The organism is Mycetocola saprophilus, assembly GCF_000718085.1.
GTDB classification, from domain to species: domain Bacteria; phylum Actinomycetota; class Actinomycetes; order Actinomycetales; family Microbacteriaceae; genus Mycetocola; species Mycetocola saprophilus.
This window is the reverse complement of the sequence record NZ_JOEC01000002.1, coordinates 1030321-1046390: the sequence shown is the minus strand read 5'-3', so window position 1 is coordinate 1046390 and position 16070 is coordinate 1030321. Positions and strand designations below refer to the sequence as shown.

17 protein-coding genes are annotated in these 16070 nt (G+C 63.4%); 7 read left to right on the top strand and 10 right to left on the bottom strand.

Annotated elements, in window-relative coordinates:
- Positions 1 to 637 precede the first annotated feature (637 nt).
- The 3 genes from IE92_RS0110610 (at position 638) to IE92_RS18355 (ending at position 2742) form a co-directional block, all read left to right on the top strand.
- Positions 638 to 1177: a hypothetical protein gene (locus tag IE92_RS0110610; protein ID WP_030148475.1), complete on the top strand. Its 540-nt coding sequence runs from the start codon at positions 638 to 640 to the stop codon at positions 1175 to 1177.
- 152 nt (positions 1178 to 1329) lie between these two features.
- Positions 1330 to 2016 carry an NUDIX hydrolase gene (locus tag IE92_RS0110605; protein ID WP_051701599.1) on the top strand — a complete coding sequence of 229 codons (687 nt, stop codon included), beginning with the start codon at positions 1330 to 1332 and terminating at the stop codon, positions 2014 to 2016.
- A 288-nt stretch (positions 2017 to 2304) separates the two neighbouring features.
- Complete coding sequence (locus IE92_RS18355; RefSeq protein ID WP_156027506.1) at positions 2305 to 2742, top strand: hypothetical protein; 438 nt, start codon at positions 2305 to 2307, stop codon at positions 2740 to 2742.
- Positions 2743 to 2815: 73 nt separating this feature from the next.
- Here IE92_RS18355 and IE92_RS0110600 read toward each other — a convergent pair whose 3' ends face one another.
- The 5 genes from IE92_RS0110600 to IE92_RS0110580 form a co-directional block, all read right to left on the bottom strand.
- Positions 2816 to 3610, bottom strand: coding sequence for an ABC transporter ATP-binding protein (locus tag IE92_RS0110600; RefSeq protein ID WP_030148473.1), 795 nt, complete (start codon positions 3608 to 3610; stop codon positions 2816 to 2818).
- The gene (locus IE92_RS0110595) at positions 3603 to 4664 is read right to left on the bottom strand and encodes an ABC transporter ATP-binding protein (RefSeq protein WP_081863889.1); all 1062 of its coding nucleotides are present in this window, start codon (positions 4662 to 4664) and stop codon (positions 3603 to 3605) included. Before IE92_RS0110595 ends, IE92_RS0110600 begins: the two co-directional genes overlap by 8 nt.
- Positions 4661 to 5545 (bottom strand): ABC transporter permease, encoded by an 885-nt coding sequence (locus IE92_RS0110590; RefSeq protein ID WP_030148471.1) that lies wholly within the window; start codon positions 5543 to 5545, stop codon positions 4661 to 4663. Before IE92_RS0110590 ends, IE92_RS0110595 begins: the two co-directional genes overlap by 4 nt.
- Complete coding sequence (locus IE92_RS0110585; RefSeq protein ID WP_245601257.1) at positions 5542 to 6552, bottom strand: ABC transporter permease; 1011 nt, start codon at positions 6550 to 6552, stop codon at positions 5542 to 5544. Before IE92_RS0110585 ends, IE92_RS0110590 begins: the two co-directional genes overlap by 4 nt.
- Positions 6553 to 6613: 61 nt before the next feature.
- Positions 6614 to 8188, bottom strand: coding sequence for an ABC transporter substrate-binding protein (locus IE92_RS0110580; RefSeq protein WP_030148469.1), 1575 nt, complete (start codon positions 8186 to 8188; stop codon positions 6614 to 6616).
- 171 nt (positions 8189 to 8359) lie between these two features.
- Here IE92_RS0110580 and IE92_RS0110575 point away from each other — a divergent pair, with 171 nt between their 5' ends.
- Positions 8360 to 8929 (top strand): Lrp/AsnC family transcriptional regulator, encoded by a 570-nt coding sequence (locus tag IE92_RS0110575; protein ID WP_030148468.1) that lies wholly within the window; start codon positions 8360 to 8362, stop codon positions 8927 to 8929.
- 93 nt (positions 8930 to 9022) lie between these two features.
- On the opposite strand, the gene IE92_RS0110570 is transcribed toward IE92_RS0110575, so the two are convergent.
- The gene (locus tag IE92_RS0110570) at positions 9023 to 9415 is read right to left on the bottom strand and encodes an avidin-fold protein (protein ID WP_211250776.1); all 393 of its coding nucleotides are present in this window, start codon (positions 9413 to 9415) and stop codon (positions 9023 to 9025) included.
- A 139-nt stretch (positions 9416 to 9554) separates the two neighbouring features.
- Positions 9555 to 9827: a hypothetical protein gene (locus IE92_RS18350; RefSeq protein WP_156027505.1), complete on the bottom strand. Its 273-nt coding sequence runs from the start codon at positions 9825 to 9827 to the stop codon at positions 9555 to 9557.
- 334 nt (positions 9828 to 10161) lie between these two features.
- On the opposite strand from IE92_RS18350, the gene IE92_RS0110560 reads away from it, so the two are divergent.
- Positions 10162 to 10716 carry a GrpB family protein gene (locus IE92_RS0110560; protein ID WP_030148465.1) on the top strand — a complete coding sequence of 185 codons (555 nt, stop codon included), beginning with the start codon at positions 10162 to 10164 and terminating at the stop codon, positions 10714 to 10716.
- Between the two features lie 87 nt (positions 10717 to 10803).
- Here the strand turns inward: IE92_RS0110560 and IE92_RS0110555 are convergent, their stop codons facing one another.
- Positions 10804 to 11274, bottom strand: a complete 471-nt coding sequence (locus IE92_RS0110555) for a hypothetical protein (RefSeq protein WP_030148464.1) — start codon at positions 11272 to 11274, stop codon at positions 10804 to 10806.
- 158 nt (positions 11275 to 11432) lie between these two features.
- The gene (gene ychF / locus IE92_RS0110550) at positions 11433 to 12506 is read right to left on the bottom strand and encodes a redox-regulated ATPase YchF (protein ID WP_030148463.1); all 1074 of its coding nucleotides are present in this window, start codon (positions 12504 to 12506) and stop codon (positions 11433 to 11435) included.
- A gap of 142 nt (positions 12507 to 12648) precedes the next feature.
- Here ychF and IE92_RS0110545 point away from each other — a divergent pair, with 142 nt between their 5' ends.
- Complete coding sequence (locus IE92_RS0110545; protein WP_030148462.1) at positions 12649 to 13413, top strand: GntR family transcriptional regulator; 765 nt, start codon at positions 12649 to 12651, stop codon at positions 13411 to 13413.
- Positions 13414 to 13532: 119 nt separating this feature from the next.
- Positions 13533 to 14942 carry a DNA recombination protein RmuC gene (locus IE92_RS0110540; protein WP_030148461.1) on the top strand — a complete coding sequence of 470 codons (1410 nt, stop codon included), beginning with the start codon at positions 13533 to 13535 and terminating at the stop codon, positions 14940 to 14942.
- 81 nt (positions 14943 to 15023) lie between these two features.
- On the opposite strand, the gene glpX is transcribed toward IE92_RS0110540, so the two are convergent.
- Complete coding sequence (gene glpX, locus IE92_RS0110535) at positions 15024 to 16010, bottom strand: class II fructose-bisphosphatase (protein ID WP_030148460.1); 987 nt, start codon at positions 16008 to 16010, stop codon at positions 15024 to 15026.
- Between the last annotated feature and the right edge of the window lie 60 nt (positions 16011 to 16070).

Below are 16070 nucleotides of genomic sequence, written 5' to 3'. Positions count from 1 at the left end.
CACTGCCGGTGCTCACAATCTTGGGGTACAACATTTTCCCGCCAAGTGGCCTACTGGCGCACGGACCACTACGTGTATTCGGATGGGCACTCTACTTTCTTGTCGTTTTGACCGCATTCACTATATTTGCGACGCGACGTTCATCGTTGGACAGAAGTCTTGTGCCCACCGTTGCGATCACTGCGGTACTCGTGGGAAGTTTGTTTTTTTCTGGGCTATACGCACTCTTCATTTATGCTTTTTCAACCGACCCGCACGCATTACCGTCTCCGATATCTTCAAATAGATGGTTCGAATCACTCGTAACGCTCAGCATTCCAATCGTTCTGGCAATTCAGTCGATCTTCCTACTGGCTGTACGTGTGATCCCAGTTCGCAAGCTCAAGGCGACTGTGGTGGTACTGGCATTCTGTACGCCTCCCATATCGATCGCGATTATGACCGTGCTTCTGCTATCAAATGGGTCTGCTGCACGGATGGCTGGCTAATTGAATGCTGTTTAACACAGAGAGCCGCTCGTGAATGCGCAGTAATGTCGGGATTGACGACCTAGCTCTCGGGGTGCCCAAAACGAATCAGCACTCCACCCCGTCCCAGAAAGTGACGCCAATCTGTCCACCAGTACAAAGGATCTCAGATGTTGCGAACCTCCAACGACAGGTCAGAAAGGATCGGTCGATTCGACCCGCTAGAGATAGTGTGTCGACTCCTTGCGAGTGCAATTTATGTTGCGGCGATCGCAGCCATCTTTAAGTTTGCGGAACGAATCGTTTCGCTTCACGATTTCTACACTGCTGACTTTCATAATGTTTTCATGTGGTCAGCTTTTTACGCCACGGCATTTACTCTGCTCGCCGGCAGCCTTCTCATACCGATTCCCGGTGGGCGAACCTTGGTCCCGTCATACGCCTTGGTGTTTGTTGCCATCCTCAGTCTGACGGCGTTGACGTTTTTCAACAGTATCGATATTCCCAGCGGTATAGTGCCAGGCACCACTGGATGGTGGGGCGTCATCGTCTATCGAAGTGTCTTTGTCATTCATGCGTTGATTGCATCGTTAGGCCTGGCTAGGCAATTTGTCCGAAACAAAAATGCCCGCTTGACACTCGCAATCTCGGCATTGGCCACCGGGCCAATTACGATGATCGCCCTTTCCTTGACCCTGGTATTAACATAAAGCTCGCGTTTGTGGTTCTCGCGCTCGGTCCGGTCACCTTTGCGCTCCTCACGGTTTTGGCCCACCGCGGGGCACCGCCGAGCGGCTTGCACAACTTAGTGTCACTACGACACTAAGCTGAGGTGAAACGCTCACGATGCCCGGAGGCCACCATGATCACGTCCGCACCGATCGAACTCGCCGTGTCCACGGTCATCTTCGCGCTGCGCCCCGGGGACGATTCCGGCCGGCGAAAGGTCTGGCTTCCGCTGGTGCGGCGGATCCGTGAGCCGCAGCAGGGGAAGTGGGCACTCCCCGGCGGCCCCCTCGAACCCGCACAGGAGCTCTCCGAGTCTGCGGCGTTCACCCTGAATGAGACCACCGGGCTCTCCCCCAGCTACCTCGAACAGCTCTACGCGTTCGGCAATGTGGGACGCTCCCCCGGTAACCGCGTGGTGTCCATTATTTACTGGGCGCTGGTGCGTGAGGAGGAGGCGGCCGAGGCGGTGGTGACCGAAAACGTGCGCTGGTTCCCCGCCGATGATCTCCCCGAGCTTGCCTTCGACCACGCGGAGATTGTTGAGTACGCGCTTGGTCGGCTCCGCGGCAAGCTGGAATACTCGAACCTCGGCCACGCCTTCGTGGGTGAGCTCTTCACCCTCTCGGCGCTGCGCGAGGTGTATGAGGCGGTGCTGGATAAGCGGATCGACCCGGCCAACTTCCGCCGCCAGGTGGAAACCAGCGGCCTGGTCCGGGCCACCGAGCAGGTGCAGACCGGCGGGCGGCATCGGCCGGCGCGGCTCTACCGGTTCAGCACGCCTGCGGGGACGTCAAACTCTCTCTCAATCTCTCCCAAGTGAGATTTCACGGTCGATTTCTCAGCCCATTTTTGGGGGTAATCCGTCATGCTTTCGCTATGCGGCCCGCCGTCTTAAGTATCCGAAACGACGACCGTCCATCGCTATGGTGATGGTTGTTCATTTCACGCATAGGGGGGAATTATTTTGAATATATGGGGATCTATACCGGATTGGATCGCAGCAGCCGCCACAATCGGTGCGGTAGTCACGGCGACCTGGGCCATCGTGATGTCCCGACGGCTGTACAGGGTGGAGACAGGGCGCGATAGTGCAGCGTCCACGAGAGAAGTGGCAATCGCCGAACGAGAACGCCGCTCACAGGCCTCCGAAATCACAGCATGGTCGATTTCCCGACACGCAGACGATCGCAAACAACGCCGGGGCCTCTACATCTCCAACGGATCCAATTCCGCGGTATTCGATGTCGAGATTTCCAGCACATACTCGGAATCGTCACAGGCGAATCCCACCGATCTAAGTCCTCTCAACCTGGCCGTGTTGCCACCCGGCGAGTACGTGGTTTTTGGGGGAGAGAAATACGCGTGGGAACTGCCACAGGAACGGGGAAGCTTCACCGATTCGATTTCCCCAATCATGAACAATCCGGGATGGAAGGTCACGCGGATAGTCCTCACCGATTCCCATGGCACCACCTGGCAGCGTGACCACGGTCTCTTGAAGGAAGCTCAATCTTCTCCAAATGCGCCCGCACAAGCTAAATCCTGACTCCTCGGACCGATAGACAGGGCTCCCCGAGTTCCCATCTAATTGGGGACTCGGGGAGCCATGTGAAAGCCGGCTAGTCTTCGGGCAGACCCGGTAGGGTGCCCAGGCCGTCAATGGCGGGGATCGCCGCGAGCAGGCGTCGGGTGTAGGGGTCGCGCGGGGAACGCCACACCTGCTCCACGGGGCCGTGCTCAACAATTTGTCCCTTGCTCATCACCGCTACCTCATCGGCGATGGTGCGCACCACCGCGAGGTCGTGGCTGATGAACAGCATCGACGCGCCGGATTCCAGGGCCAGACGACGCATCAGCTGGGCAACCTTCGCCTGCAGGCTGGCATCCAGCGAGGCGATCGGCTCGTCGCCGATCAGCAGGTCCGGACCCGAGGCGATCGCGCGGGCGATCGCGATGCGCTGACGCTGGCCACCGGAGAACTGGTGCGGGAAGCGGTTGGCCACCTCGGCGGGCAGTTCCACCTCTTCCAACAAACCGGCGACGGTCCAGCTGTCCCGCTGCGGATGGATGCGCAGACCATCGGCGATCTGGCTGCCCACCGTGCGCCGCGGGTTGAGCGAGGCGTACGGGTTCTGGAAGACCATCTGTATCCGCAGCAGCTCGGCCGGACGCGTCCGCATTCCCAGGGTCCGGATCGGCGTGCCCTTGAAGTGGATCGAACCCGAGTGGATCGGCTCCAGTCCGCACACCGCGCGGGCCAGCGTCGACTTTCCACAGCCCGATTCGCCCACGAGTCCCAGCACCTGCTTCGGGGCGAGTTCGAAGTTCACGCCGTCCACGGCGGTCAGGGTTCCCTTGCCGGGCAGCTTGTACTGTACCCGCAGATCGTCCACGCTCAGCAGCGACTCAGTCATTGCCGGCCTCCTTCTCGGTAGCGGTTTCGGCGGCGGGTTTGACGGCGGTTTCGACGGCAGCATCGGTCGCGGACGCCAGATCCGCACCGGCACCCTCAACGTTCACTGCCTCGGCAGCGATTTCGACGGCAGCATCGGTCGCGGACGCCAGATCCGCACCGGCACCCTCAACGTTCACTGCCTCGGCGGCGGTTTCGACGGCAGCATCGGTCGCGGACGCCAGATCCGCGCCGGCACCTTCGTGGCTCGGCAGCGCGTCGATCAGCGCCTTGGTGTACTCGTGCTGGGGGTTCCGCAGCACGTTGTACCGGGTCCCCTCCTCCACGATTTCTCCCCGACGCAGCACCGCGATGCGGTCGGCCAGGCTGCTCATGACCCCGAGGTCGTGGGTGATCAGCAGGACAGCGAGGCCCAGCTCATCACACAGCCGGCGCAGCAGGCGCAGCACGCCCGCCTGCACGGTCACGTCCAGGGCGGTGGTGGGCTCATCGGCGATCAGGATGCGCGGTTCGCAGATGATCGCCACGGCGATCGCGATCCGCTGCAGCTGTCCACCGGAGAACTGGTGCGGGTACTTCTTCAGCGCCGTCTCGGGCAGCGGCACCTTCACCTTGCGCAGCACGTCCAGTGCCCGCTCGCGCGCCTCCTTCTTGGAGACGCCGGTGTGGGCGCGCAGGTGGTCGGTCAGCTGACGCTCAATCGTGAGCATCGGGTGCAGCGAGGCGGTCGGGTCCTGGAAGACCATGCCCACGTGCTGGCCACGAATCTTACCCATCTCCCGCTCGGGGACGGTGAGCAGATCGCGCCCCTCGAAGGTGATCGCGCCGCCGGTCTTGGCATTCTTCGGCAGCAGCCGAAGCATGGCAAGACCCGTGATCGACTTGCCCGAACCGGACTCGCCGGCCAGGCCGGTGATCTGTCCGGGAATCAGGTCGAGGTTGATCCCGTGCAGGATCTCCTTCTCGCCGATCCGAATGGTTAGGTCGCGGATGGTCAGGCCGTCCGAGGCGTTCGCGTGACGAGCGCCGTCGTACTGGTTGTCTAACTGGCTCACATTGCCCTCCCCTGCACCGCATCCTGTGCACGCGGGTCGAGGGAATCGCGCAGCGAGTCCCCAATAAAGTTGAACGCCATCACCACGGTGAAGATCGCCAGTCCCGGGAAGGCGGCGATCCACCAGGCGGAGAACTGCTGCACGCCGTCGGAGACCATCGCGCCCCAGTCGGGCAGCGGCGGGGTAGCACCGAGGCCCAGGAAGCTCAGGCCCGCGAGCAGCAGGATCGCGGTTCCCACATCCAGCATCGCCAGCACAAAGACCGGTGAGAGGACGTTGGGCAGGATGTCGCGGCGCAGCGTGGTGAACGGGCTGTTACCGAGCAACCGACCGGCAACCACGTATTCCTGACGCCGGGCCGAGATCACCAGGGAGCGGGTCACTCGGGCGTAGGCGGGCCAGGAGACGATCAGCATCGCGATGACTGCGTTGGTGAGGCTCGGGCCGAGGGCCGCGGTAATCACCATCGCCAGGATGATGGTCGGGAAGGCGAACACCAGGTCGGCGATCCGCATGATGATCTCGTCCACCGCGCGTCCGAAGTACCCGGCGATGGCACCCAGGGTGCCGCCGACCACCATCGAGGCGACCACGAGGGCCAGGGCGAGCGGCATCGAGATGCGCGCACCGCTGATCACGCGGCTGAGGACATCGCGGCCCACCGCGTCGGTACCAAACAGGTGTTCGCCACCGGGCGGCATGAGCCGGTCAAAGTCCTGGGCGAGCGGATCGAACGGGGCGAGGATCGGCGCGAAGATTGCGATCAGCACCCACAGGGCGGCGATCGTGATGCCGGTGATCGCCAGCGGCGTGCGGAACGCCGGGGCAATCTTCAGCCAGCGGCGCCGCTTGGCGCGCTGGGTCAGGATGTCGGCGCTCATGCGACCCTCACTCTCGGGTCGATGACCCCGTACAAAACATCCACCAGGAAGTTCAGTCCGATGTAGACAAAGCCCACGATCAGACCGACACCCATGATGGCGGGCAGGTCCAGCTTGGTCGCGGCGGCAAACGAGTACTCACCCAGGCCGTGCCAGGAGTACACCTTCTCCACCAGGACGGTGCCGGAAAGCAGCGCCCCAAACGCGAGGCCCAGGACCGTGATGATCGGAACCAGCGCACCACGCAGCACGTAGCCGAAGACCACGGTGCGGCGCGGGAGTCCCTTGGCGGTGGCGGCCTTGACGTAGTCCAGGTCGAGCACCTCCAGCACGGCCGAGCGGGCGAAGCGGGTCAGCAGACCGATCGTGTAGAGGGCCAGCACCGAGGCGGGCAGTACCAGGTGGTAGACGGCATCCCAGAAGGTGCCCCACTGTCCGGCGATCAGCGAGTCCACGGTGTACAAACCGGTGACCTGCGGCGGCGCGATGGACACCGGATCCAGGCGCCCGGAACCGGGGAAGACCCCGAGCACAAAGAAGAAGACGTAGTAGACCACGAGGGCCAGCCAGAAGGTCGGCCAAGACAGACCGATCAGGCTCACCACGCGGATGACCTGGTCGATGATCGTGCGCTGCTTGAGCGCGGCCCAGAGTCCCAGGCCGATGCCGATCAGGGTCGAGAAGACGATCGCGGCCAGGGCCAGTTCGATCGTCGCAGGCACCGCCGACGCGAGCTCATCGGCCACCGGCATCCGGGTCTGGGTGGACACACCGAAGTTCCCGTGCAGCACGTTGTTCAGGTAGGTGAAGTACTGCGCCACGAGCGGCTGATCCAGGCCGTTATCGGCGCGGAACTTGGCCACGATCGAGGGATCGGCGGCCGCCTGCTCCCCCAGGGCCGCCTGCACCGGGTCGGCGGGCACCAGGTTGGTGAGGATAAAGGTGACCACGGTCACCCCGAACATCAGCAGGACACTCAGGCCGAGCCGTATTGCGACGTAGCGCACGAAGGGGGGAATGCCCCTCCGTGCGCTACGGTCAGCCGTCTGAGTCTGGACGGCGGCAGTGTTACTTGATGAGGGCAAGGTCCACGGTCCAGACCGGGTTGGTGGTCACCGAGGTGATGCTCGGGGCGGTGACGATGCTCTGAGCCGGCTGCAGCAGCGGCACGAACGGTCCGCTCGCGTTGAGCTCCTTCTGCCAGGCCTCGTAGGCGGCGGCCCGGGCGTCTCCGGTGGCGGCCTTGGCGGCGTTTGCCAGCTCGGTCACCTTGGGGTCGGCACCCGCGGGCCAGCCTGCACGCAGACCGACGAGCTCACCGGGCGAGAACACCAGGTAGTTCGAGGCGTCCGGGAAGTCCGGGCCCCAGTACCAGAGACCCACGGTCTCGGTGCCGTTGCGGTAGGCGTCCAGCTCGGTGGCCACCGGGGCGGGGGCCAGGTTGATGTCGATGCCGACATCCTTGAGCTGTGCCTGCACGGCCTCGGCCACGTTCTGCAGCGAGAGACCCTGCACGGTGATGTCGTTGGGGAAGTTCAGGGTGACCTTCTCGCCGTTGTATCCCGAAGCCTTGAGAGCTGCCTTAGCGGCCTCGACGTCGCGCTGGTTGCCCTGCTTGGCGTCGACCGCACCTACGAACAGCGAGGGGATCGGACCGCCGGGGCGAACCGAGCCCTTACCGGCCATCTTGACGATCTTGTCGTAGTCGATGCCCAGCTTGACGGCCTTCAGGAAGTCCGGGTTGCTGGTGATCTGGCTGACGTCCTTGTTCTGGTTCAGCAGCAGGAAGATCATGTAGCGCGAGGGGTCCGAGGTGATCTTCACCTTGGAGCCGGCGAGCTCGGCAACCTGGTCGGGGTTGAGGTCGAGGGCTACCTGCGACTCGCCCTTCTCCACGTTCAGCTTCTGGGTCGGGCCGGCCACGTTACGCAGAACCACGCGCGAGTAGGCGGGCCTGGGGCCGTTGTACTCGGGGTTGGCGGTCAGCACAACCTGCTTGGCGGCGTCGAAGGACTCCAGCTTGTAGGGACCCGAACCGGCGGAGGTCTTGTTGAGGAAGGCCTCGGCCTTGTCGCTCTCGGTGTCCGAGCCACCGTTTGCCTCGACCACCTTCTTGTTCACCACCGACAGGGCGGGGTTGGGCAGGATGAAGGGCAGCGCCGGGTTGGGCTCGGCCGAGGTGAGGGTCAGGGTGTCATCACCGGTCTTGGCAACGGTGACGCCATCAAGCAGGAACGAGGGGTTTCCCTTGACGCCCTGGACGCGGGTCAGCGAGAACACGGCGTCGTCCACGGTCACCGGGGAGCCATCGGAGAACTTGGCTCCGGGCTTCAGGGTGAGGGTCATCACGGTGTTTTCGGGGTTCATGGTGTAGCTGGCCAGGCCGTCGACGGGCTTGGTGACGTCGTTGCCCTCGAAGGTCAGCAGCGTCTGGTAGAGCGCCTTGGCGACGATCGACCCGGTGGTCTCGTACTGGCGGTTGGGGTCGGCGGTCTTCAGGTCGAACGAGGCATCAACCACGAGGGACTTGCCTGCGTCACCCCCTCCGGCTGCACCGTTGCCGCCGCCGGCGCAACCCGACAGCGCGAGGGCGGCCGCGACGACCAGACCGGCTGTGGCGGCGCTTTTCCTCGAGAACTTCATGTTGTGGCCTCCTCTTTGTTACCCGAGATGGATAACTATTTACAAAAGTTATGTGATTCGCGATTATTGTGTCAAATACGAAAGAAAATTGCGATATTCGTTCTTTGATTTGCCGAGTATGTGGCATTTCATCCAGGATCCGCAGAATAATTCCATCCCCGGGGAGACAGAATGCAACTCGACGATATTCACATCCGCATGGTTGACCTGCTGCGGCGTAACGGACGACTGTCCATCGCGGCGCTGGCGGACCAGCTGGGGATCTCCCGTTCCAACGCCTACCAGCGTTATGACTGGCTGATTGAGTCCGGTGTGATTACCGGTTTTACCGCCACCCTGGATTTCCGGGCGGCGGGGTTTGGCGTGGCCGCGCTGGTGTTTGTGTCACTCGAGCAGCAGCAGTGGGGTGAGTTTCGTGAGCGTCTGAAAACGGTGCCGGAACTGGAGTATTTCGCGGTGACCGCCGGCGAGCATGACGGCATGCTGTTGGTACGTGCGGCGGACGTCGCGGCAATTCATGAGCTTGTGGCGTTGAATCTTGCGCAATGGTCCTGCATCAAATCCACCGAGACGGTGTTCGTGATGGATGAGCAGTGGGATCGGGTCAGCCTGGGTGCTGGCTTTGCCGGCCGGGCGCTGCGTTCGCCCGGAGAGTGGGCGGGGGAATCCCCGCTGGGTTCCACCCGGCACCTGCGAATCGCGGAGCCGGGTGAGGAGGATGAGGGCGCACCGTTGCGCTAGCTCATCCCCCACCAAATGGATGGATTGCCCGAGGCCTTCCTCGCCGCCGAAATATCATTCGCGGCGGCACCGGAGGCATCGAGCCCACGCGGTTTAGTTCGCGGCGACCTCGCGGCACACGCTGAGCTGCGGCTCGCCGCCTGCACCGACGTAGAACTCGGTCAGGCGCAGCAGGCCGTCGGCCTGACGGGAGATGATCGTGGTGTCGTTGCCGTGCACCAGGTTGCCGTTCTTCGAGCGGTGATTGTAGGACATGTGCAGGGTGTCACCCTCGCGGATGCCGGAGAAGCGACCCTCGATCACGGTGTCACCGGTGTAGTCGCCCCACACCACACCCTCGTTCTCGAAGTAGCGGAACAGGGTCGGCTCGGCAGCCACCACACTGGTGGTGGACGTGACCATTTCGAACACCACGTTGTTCAGCGAAACGTCTTCACGTTCGCCCTCAACGGCGCTGAAATCTACGGCAATATTGGCCTGAATCATGGGATTCTCCAGTCGGAAAATGGGGCTCGCTGAGGGAGCCACGGGGAATGGGATGCCCACTCGGGGCATCGGGGTCAGGTTACACCCACGACGGTGTAAAGCTGCAACTGAAGCATCCGTTCGCGCACAGATCTGCAACTCAGGAATGCGCCGTGTGCCTTCCAATCTTCCCCGTGGGGCGGGTACGCCGCTTCCATTTTTTGGCGTAGTAGACACACGAACCCACACTGAAGATCACGAGAATCCAGGGGAACCAGATATACCCGAAGCTGGTCCACTCCACGTGAACGATGTTGTTCTCTTCATCGCTGTTAAAGCCGCCCGGGCGGTAGCTGGTCCTGACCGTTCCGTCCTCGCCAACCGTTCCGTCGAGTTGGACATCGGTCAGGGTGATGCGGTCGTCATCGCTCACCCAATTGCCAAAGCTTGAGCACCGAGACTTTGTCACTACTTGCGTGCAGGTGTAGGACGTCTCCGTATAGGTGCCCCACAGTAGAGGTTCGTTTGCCGAGACGACTCCACCGATTCCCAGCACCACCGAGACCAGGGCGACAACACCCATGACAAGGAAAAAGATCGTGCGCCCGGCAATCTGACCGATACGCGAGAGTATTCCCAGCCACGCTCGTTTCCGCTTTGGGCCCCCGAGTGCGGCCCGGGATCCCCGCCCGGAATCTTGCTCCGACATCCATCCCCAACCCTGCACAACGAAACGAACGGTTCATCGTATCTGAAAGAATGTCCGCATGAGTGATGAGCGGGACGCGTATCTGGATTCGGTGTTGATCGGCGGACGGGAGATCCCCACCATCGTGGTGGTGCCCTATGACGAGACCTGGCCGGAACGCTTTGATTCGCTGGCGGAGCGAATCCTGGCGGCGCTCGGCCCGGTCGCCCTCTCCGTGGAGCATATCGGCTCAACCTCCGTGCCCGGCCTCGCGGCCAAACCCCTCGTGGACATTCTGCTCACCGTCACCGACGTGGAAAACGAGGATGCCTACGTGCCCGCGATGGAGGCTGCGGGCTTTGTGCTGCGCGTGCGCGAAGACCACCACCGGATGTTTCGCACGCCTAAAAAGGACGTGCATATTCACGTCTATCAGCCCGAACACTCGCAGGTCAGCGACTATATTGCCCTGCGCAATCACCTGCGCGCTAATGCGGATGACCGTGATCTCTACGCGCGGACCAAACGTGCTCTCGCCGAGCAAACCTGGTCGGATATGAACGACTACGCCGATGCCAAAACCGACGTGATTTCGGAGATTCTGGGGCGAGCGCGGGGCCGCCTGGCCGAGTAGCCCCCAGGATTCACGCGCAAAAGCGGCCAGTCTTTCACAGAGAGCGGATCGCGATTACCCCAGGGGTCGCGCAATGTCGTCATGGAATTACTGCGGCTTTTTGTGGGACCGTTGCGCCGGACGTGGGCGAAAAGGGGTAAGCCACCACCAGCGATGGCGTGACGCTCTCTCGGCCCGTCGTTGCCCCCTGGCAAGATAGTCCTCCAACGCCGCATCAAAGACTTCCGGAACCAATTCGAGTGGTGCAACGCCCATCCTCTGTCCGGCCAAGGACTCATTGATTCTCCCGGGAATCTCGCGCATTCCGCCGGAAGTGTTCACCGAACGTCTCAGTTCCGCACCCGACTCCGTAAGCCGGATGTCCCAGGTGGATGGGTCAATCTCGGCCAACCCGGTGCCTACCAGTTTCGCCATTGCGCCTTCGACCCGTTCCCGAGAGGGAACATCGACGTCAAGCATGTCCCACCCCGACAGCAGGAATCCAATCGACAACGGACGCTTGGTGCCGGGCACCAGCGTCAGGATGATGGCAGCGTCGATTCTATCGGTGTCTTCCACACAGGCAGGTTAGTACATGGCGATCCGCTCGCGTGTCAGAACCACTCAACACGTCATCGCCGGCACCCCGCGCCGACGCACGATACCGCCCCAAAAAGCGTGGCCGCCGAGAACACAAGTTCACGGCGGCCACGTATAAGTTGACGGAGCGTCAAGGATTAGACGTTGAAGCGGAACTCCACCACGTCGCCATCCTGCATGACGTATTCCTTGCCCTCCATGCGGGCCTTGCCCTTGGAACGGGCCTCTGCGACCGAACCGGTCTCCACCAGGTCGGCGAACGAGATGATCTCGGCCTTGATGAAGCCACGCTCGAAGTCGGTGTGGATCACACCGGCGGCCTGCGGGGCCTTGGCTCCCTTGGGAATGGTCCAGGCGCGCGACTCCTTGGGGCCGGCGGTCAGGTAGGTCTGCAGGCCCAGGGTGTCAAAACCGATGCGGGCGAGCTGGTCGAGACCAGACTCGGTCTGGCCGGTCGAGGACAGCAGCTCGGCGGCGTCCTCCTCGTCCAGGTCGATCAGCTCGGATTCCAGCTTGGCGTCGAGGAAGATGGCCTGTGCGGGGGCCACCAGGGCGGCCAGCTCGGCGCGCTTCTCGGCGCTCTGCAGGACCTCCTCATCCACGTTGAACACGTAGATGAAGGGCTTACCGGTGAGCAGACCAAGCTCGCGCACGGGCTCCAGGTCGATCTTGGTGGCGGAGAGCGGGGTGCCGGCGTTCAGCGCGGCGAGGACCTCGTTGGCGGTCTCCAGGGCGGCGGGATCGATGCGCTTGCCCTTGACCTCCTTCTCCAGACGCGGGATAGCCTTCTCAACCGTCTGCAGGTCCGCGAGGATCAGCTCGGTGTTGATGGTCTCCATGTCGCCGGCCGGGTTGACCTTGCCATCCACGTGCACCACGTCGGAGTCGGCGAATCCACGCACAACCTGAGCGATCGCGTCGGCCTCACGAATGTTTGCCAGGAACTGGTTTCCCAGGCCCTCGCCCTCACTCGCTCCGCGCACGATGCCCGCGATGTCCACGAAGGAGACCGCGGCGGGCAGGATCTTCTCGCTGCCGAAGATCTCGGCCAGCTTGGTCAGGCGCGCGTCGGGGAGGTTCACCACCCCGACGTTGGGCTCGATCGTCGCGAACGGGTAGTTCGCCGCGAGCACCTGGTTCTTGGTCAGGGCGTTAAACAGGGTTGACTTGCCAACGTTGGGCAGTCCGACAATTCCGATAGTGAGGGCCACGAGGATCTATCGTACCCGGCGAGAAGGACCGGGGCCAGCCGAGCGCGCGCGGCGAAGGTTCTGAGCATCCGTTATTCTCACACGCTGCGTTGTTAGCCTGCGCTTCATATGCTCGCTCACGACGGCAACCTCGAGGACACTCATGCGCACATCAGGCACTCCCAGCACGCCCCTCTCGCTCACCCTGTCCCGAGAGGGAGAGGTCCCGCTCTACCGTCAACTCGCCGCCCAACTCCGCGGAGCCATTGCCGACGGGACGCTTCCGCCGGGGAGCCGGCTCGACAACGAAATCGTGCTGGCAAACCGGCTGGGCGTCTCTCGACCAACAGTGCGTCGCGCGATTCAGGAGATCGTGGAAGAGGGTCAGCTGACCCGCCGTCGCGGGGTCGGAACGCGCGTCGTCCACGTCCGCATCACCACGGCGGTCGAGACGCTGGGCATCGTCGAGACCCTGGAACGCGACGGACACCATCCCGAAGTCCGGATACTCGACCGGCACACCCTGCCGGCGATCACCCCCATTGCCCGGCTCCTAGGGTGCGCGGTCGACACCCCGGTTCTGCGCCTGCGACGTCTCCTCACCAACAATCAGGAGCCCTTCGCGGTCCTCACGGATTTTCTGCCCGCGGGGCTCGGCGGCCCCGCATCCCAAAATCAGGGACTCTCCGGCTTTGATTCGCTCCTGCACGCCGCGGGAATTCGCATCCGTAGCGTCGAGGAACGGCTAATCTCGCGGCCGCCCACCGATACCGAAACCGAGCTTCTTCGCCTCGGATCTGACGGAGTCATCCTGGAGCGAACCCGCGTACTGAAGGATCCCGAAGGCGGGCCGGTGACCGTGGGCATCCACGCGTTTCGGGGTGATCTGATCGCCGTGGGTGTCACCGCGAGCCTGGGCTCGCCGTGACCGTCGACGGGGCGGATGCCCCGGTCCACCCTTCCTCCACAACCTGGGGTTTCTCCTCGATTTTCCACAGATAGCCACTATCCACCGAGGGTGTCGGCGGTCTCGGGCACACTGAGGTCATGGACTCATTACTCCCACTCATCATCGGACTCCTGCTGGGCCTCGTGCTCGGTGGGGTCCTCGGCGGCGTTTTTGGCGGGCTGACCGCGCAGCGTCGCGCGACCTCGGCGCTGCGGGCGGCCGAGGTTCGCGCCGATGCCGCGCGCGCCGATGTTGAGGTGTTGACGGCCCAGCACTCCGCCGAGCTGATGTCACAGGGCGCGCGCGAGTCCGAGATTCGCGGCACCCTGCGAGCGGAGCTGGCTGCGCTCGAGGCCACCACGGCCGAGCTGCGCGATCAGATCGATACACAGCGACGCTATGCCGCCGATCAGGAGCGCCGCCGCGAGGAGGAGGCCGCGAACCTGCGTGCGCGTGAGTCTCAGGAAGGGCGAGTCTTGGAGGCCCTGGCTCCGGTCGCCGAATCCCTGCGCACGATGCAGACGGCGGTCTCCGCCATCGAAAACCAGCGCAGCCTGCAGCACGGCGAGCTCAGCGCACAGCTACGCGCGGCCACCGAGGCCGAGGAGCGTCTGCGGGCCACCACGGACACCCTGGCCGGTGCCCTGAAATCGAATAACGTTCGCGGGGTCTGGGGCGAGACCCAGCTGCGAAACGTGGTCGAGGCCGCCGGATTGATCGAGCGGGTTGATTTCAGCGTGCAGTCCTCGGTGTCCACCGATGCGGGGGCCGGCCGCCCGGACATGGTGGTGCACCTGCCCGGGGGCAAGAACATCGCCGTGGATGCGAAGGTGCCCTTCAACGCCTATCTGGAGGCCAGCGCGATTCCGGCCACCGCGACCGGTGCCGAGGCTGCCCGCCGCGATTCGCTGCTGCGTGATCATGTGAAGGCCGTGCGCGAGCATGTGACCGCGCTGGGCAATAAGACCTACTGGGAGGGCCTGCCCGCCTCCCCCGAACTGGTCATCGCGTTCATCCCTAGCGAGTCCCTGGTGTCCTCGGCGCTGGAAGCAGACCGCACCCTGCTCGACTTCGCGTTCTCCAAGCGGGTCGCGCTGGCATCCCCGGTGACGCTCTGGTCCGTGCTCAAGACCGTGGCCTTTAGCTGGCAGCAGGATGTGCTCACCAAGGAGGCCACCGAGCTCTTCGACCTCAGCCGAGAGCTCCACTCGCGTCTGGCCACCACCGCGACACGGCTGCAGAAGCTGGGGCGCTCGATCGAGCGCTCGGTGAAGGACTACAACGTGGTGATCGGGTCCCTGGAACATCAGGTGCTGCCCAGCGCCCGCAAACTCGGCCGCATCGACAAAACCAAGATCATCGCGGACCTCGTCTCCATCGAGGAACCCCTGCGCGAGATCACCGACGTTGACCTGGTTGCCGGCCTCGAAGAGGGCCGCTCCCCCGTCACCTCCATCCCCAACGAAACCGACGTTGAGCAGAGACAGCAGGAACATCCCGAAGCCTAAACGGGCAGCAAAAAGCGGGCGCACCGCCATTGGTACGCCCGCAGCTCGGGACCCGCGTGTGGGCGGGTTGGGATCAGCGGCTTAGCGCCACTTCTCCACCAGGTGGTCGGCCACGATCCGGCGGATCGTTCCCGACTTCGAACGCAGCACGATGCTCTCCGTGCGGATGATCGGGCCGCGGTGCTGAACACCCGCGACCAGACCGCCATCGGTCACACCGGTTGCCACAAAGAACGTGTTGTCGCTGCGCACCAGCTCGTCGGCACCATAGACGTAGTCCATCTTCAGACCGGCCTCGATGCCGCGCTGACGCTCGGCGTCGTCGCGGGGGTGCAGGCGGCCCTGAATGTGGCCACCCAGTGCCTTAATCGCACACGCGGTCACGATGCCCTCGGGGCTTCCCCCGGTACCCAGGCACATGTCGATGCGGGTGCCATAGCGGGCGGCGTTGATACCACCGGCTACGTCGCCATCCAGCATCAGACGGGTACCCGCACCGGCGGCGCGAATCTCCTCGATCAAGCCCTCGTGACGCGGACGGTCCAGCACCGCGACGGTGATGTCCGAAACCGGAACCTTCTTCGCCTGGGCCAGCGCCTGAATGTTCTCGGCCACCGACTGGCGAATATCCACCACACCGATACCCTCGGGGCCGGTCACGATCTTGTCCATGTAAAACACGGTGGACGCATCCAGCATCGAACCTCGGTCGGCCACCGCGATGACCGACAGGGCGTTCTGGCGACCGGCGGCGGTCAGGCTGGTTCCATCGATCGGGTCCACGGCGATGTCCACCGCCGGGCCCTGTCCGTTGCCCACGCGTTCGCCATTGAACAGCATCGGGGCCTCGTCCTTCTCGCCCTCACCGATCACCACGGTGCCATCAAAGTTGACGGTGCCGAGGAACGCGCGCATCGCATCCACCGCGGCACCGTCGGCACCCAGCTTGTCGCCGCGACCGATATACGGTTCGGCACGAATCGCCGCGGCCTCCGTTGCCCTCACCAGCTCCAGTGCAAGATTTCGTCCGGGCTGCAAATACAGGGACTCGGTGGTGGGCTGACTCATGAAAAACGCTCCTCAACATCTGGGCAAGGCGAACCGTTCCACACTAACCCCGCGCCCACA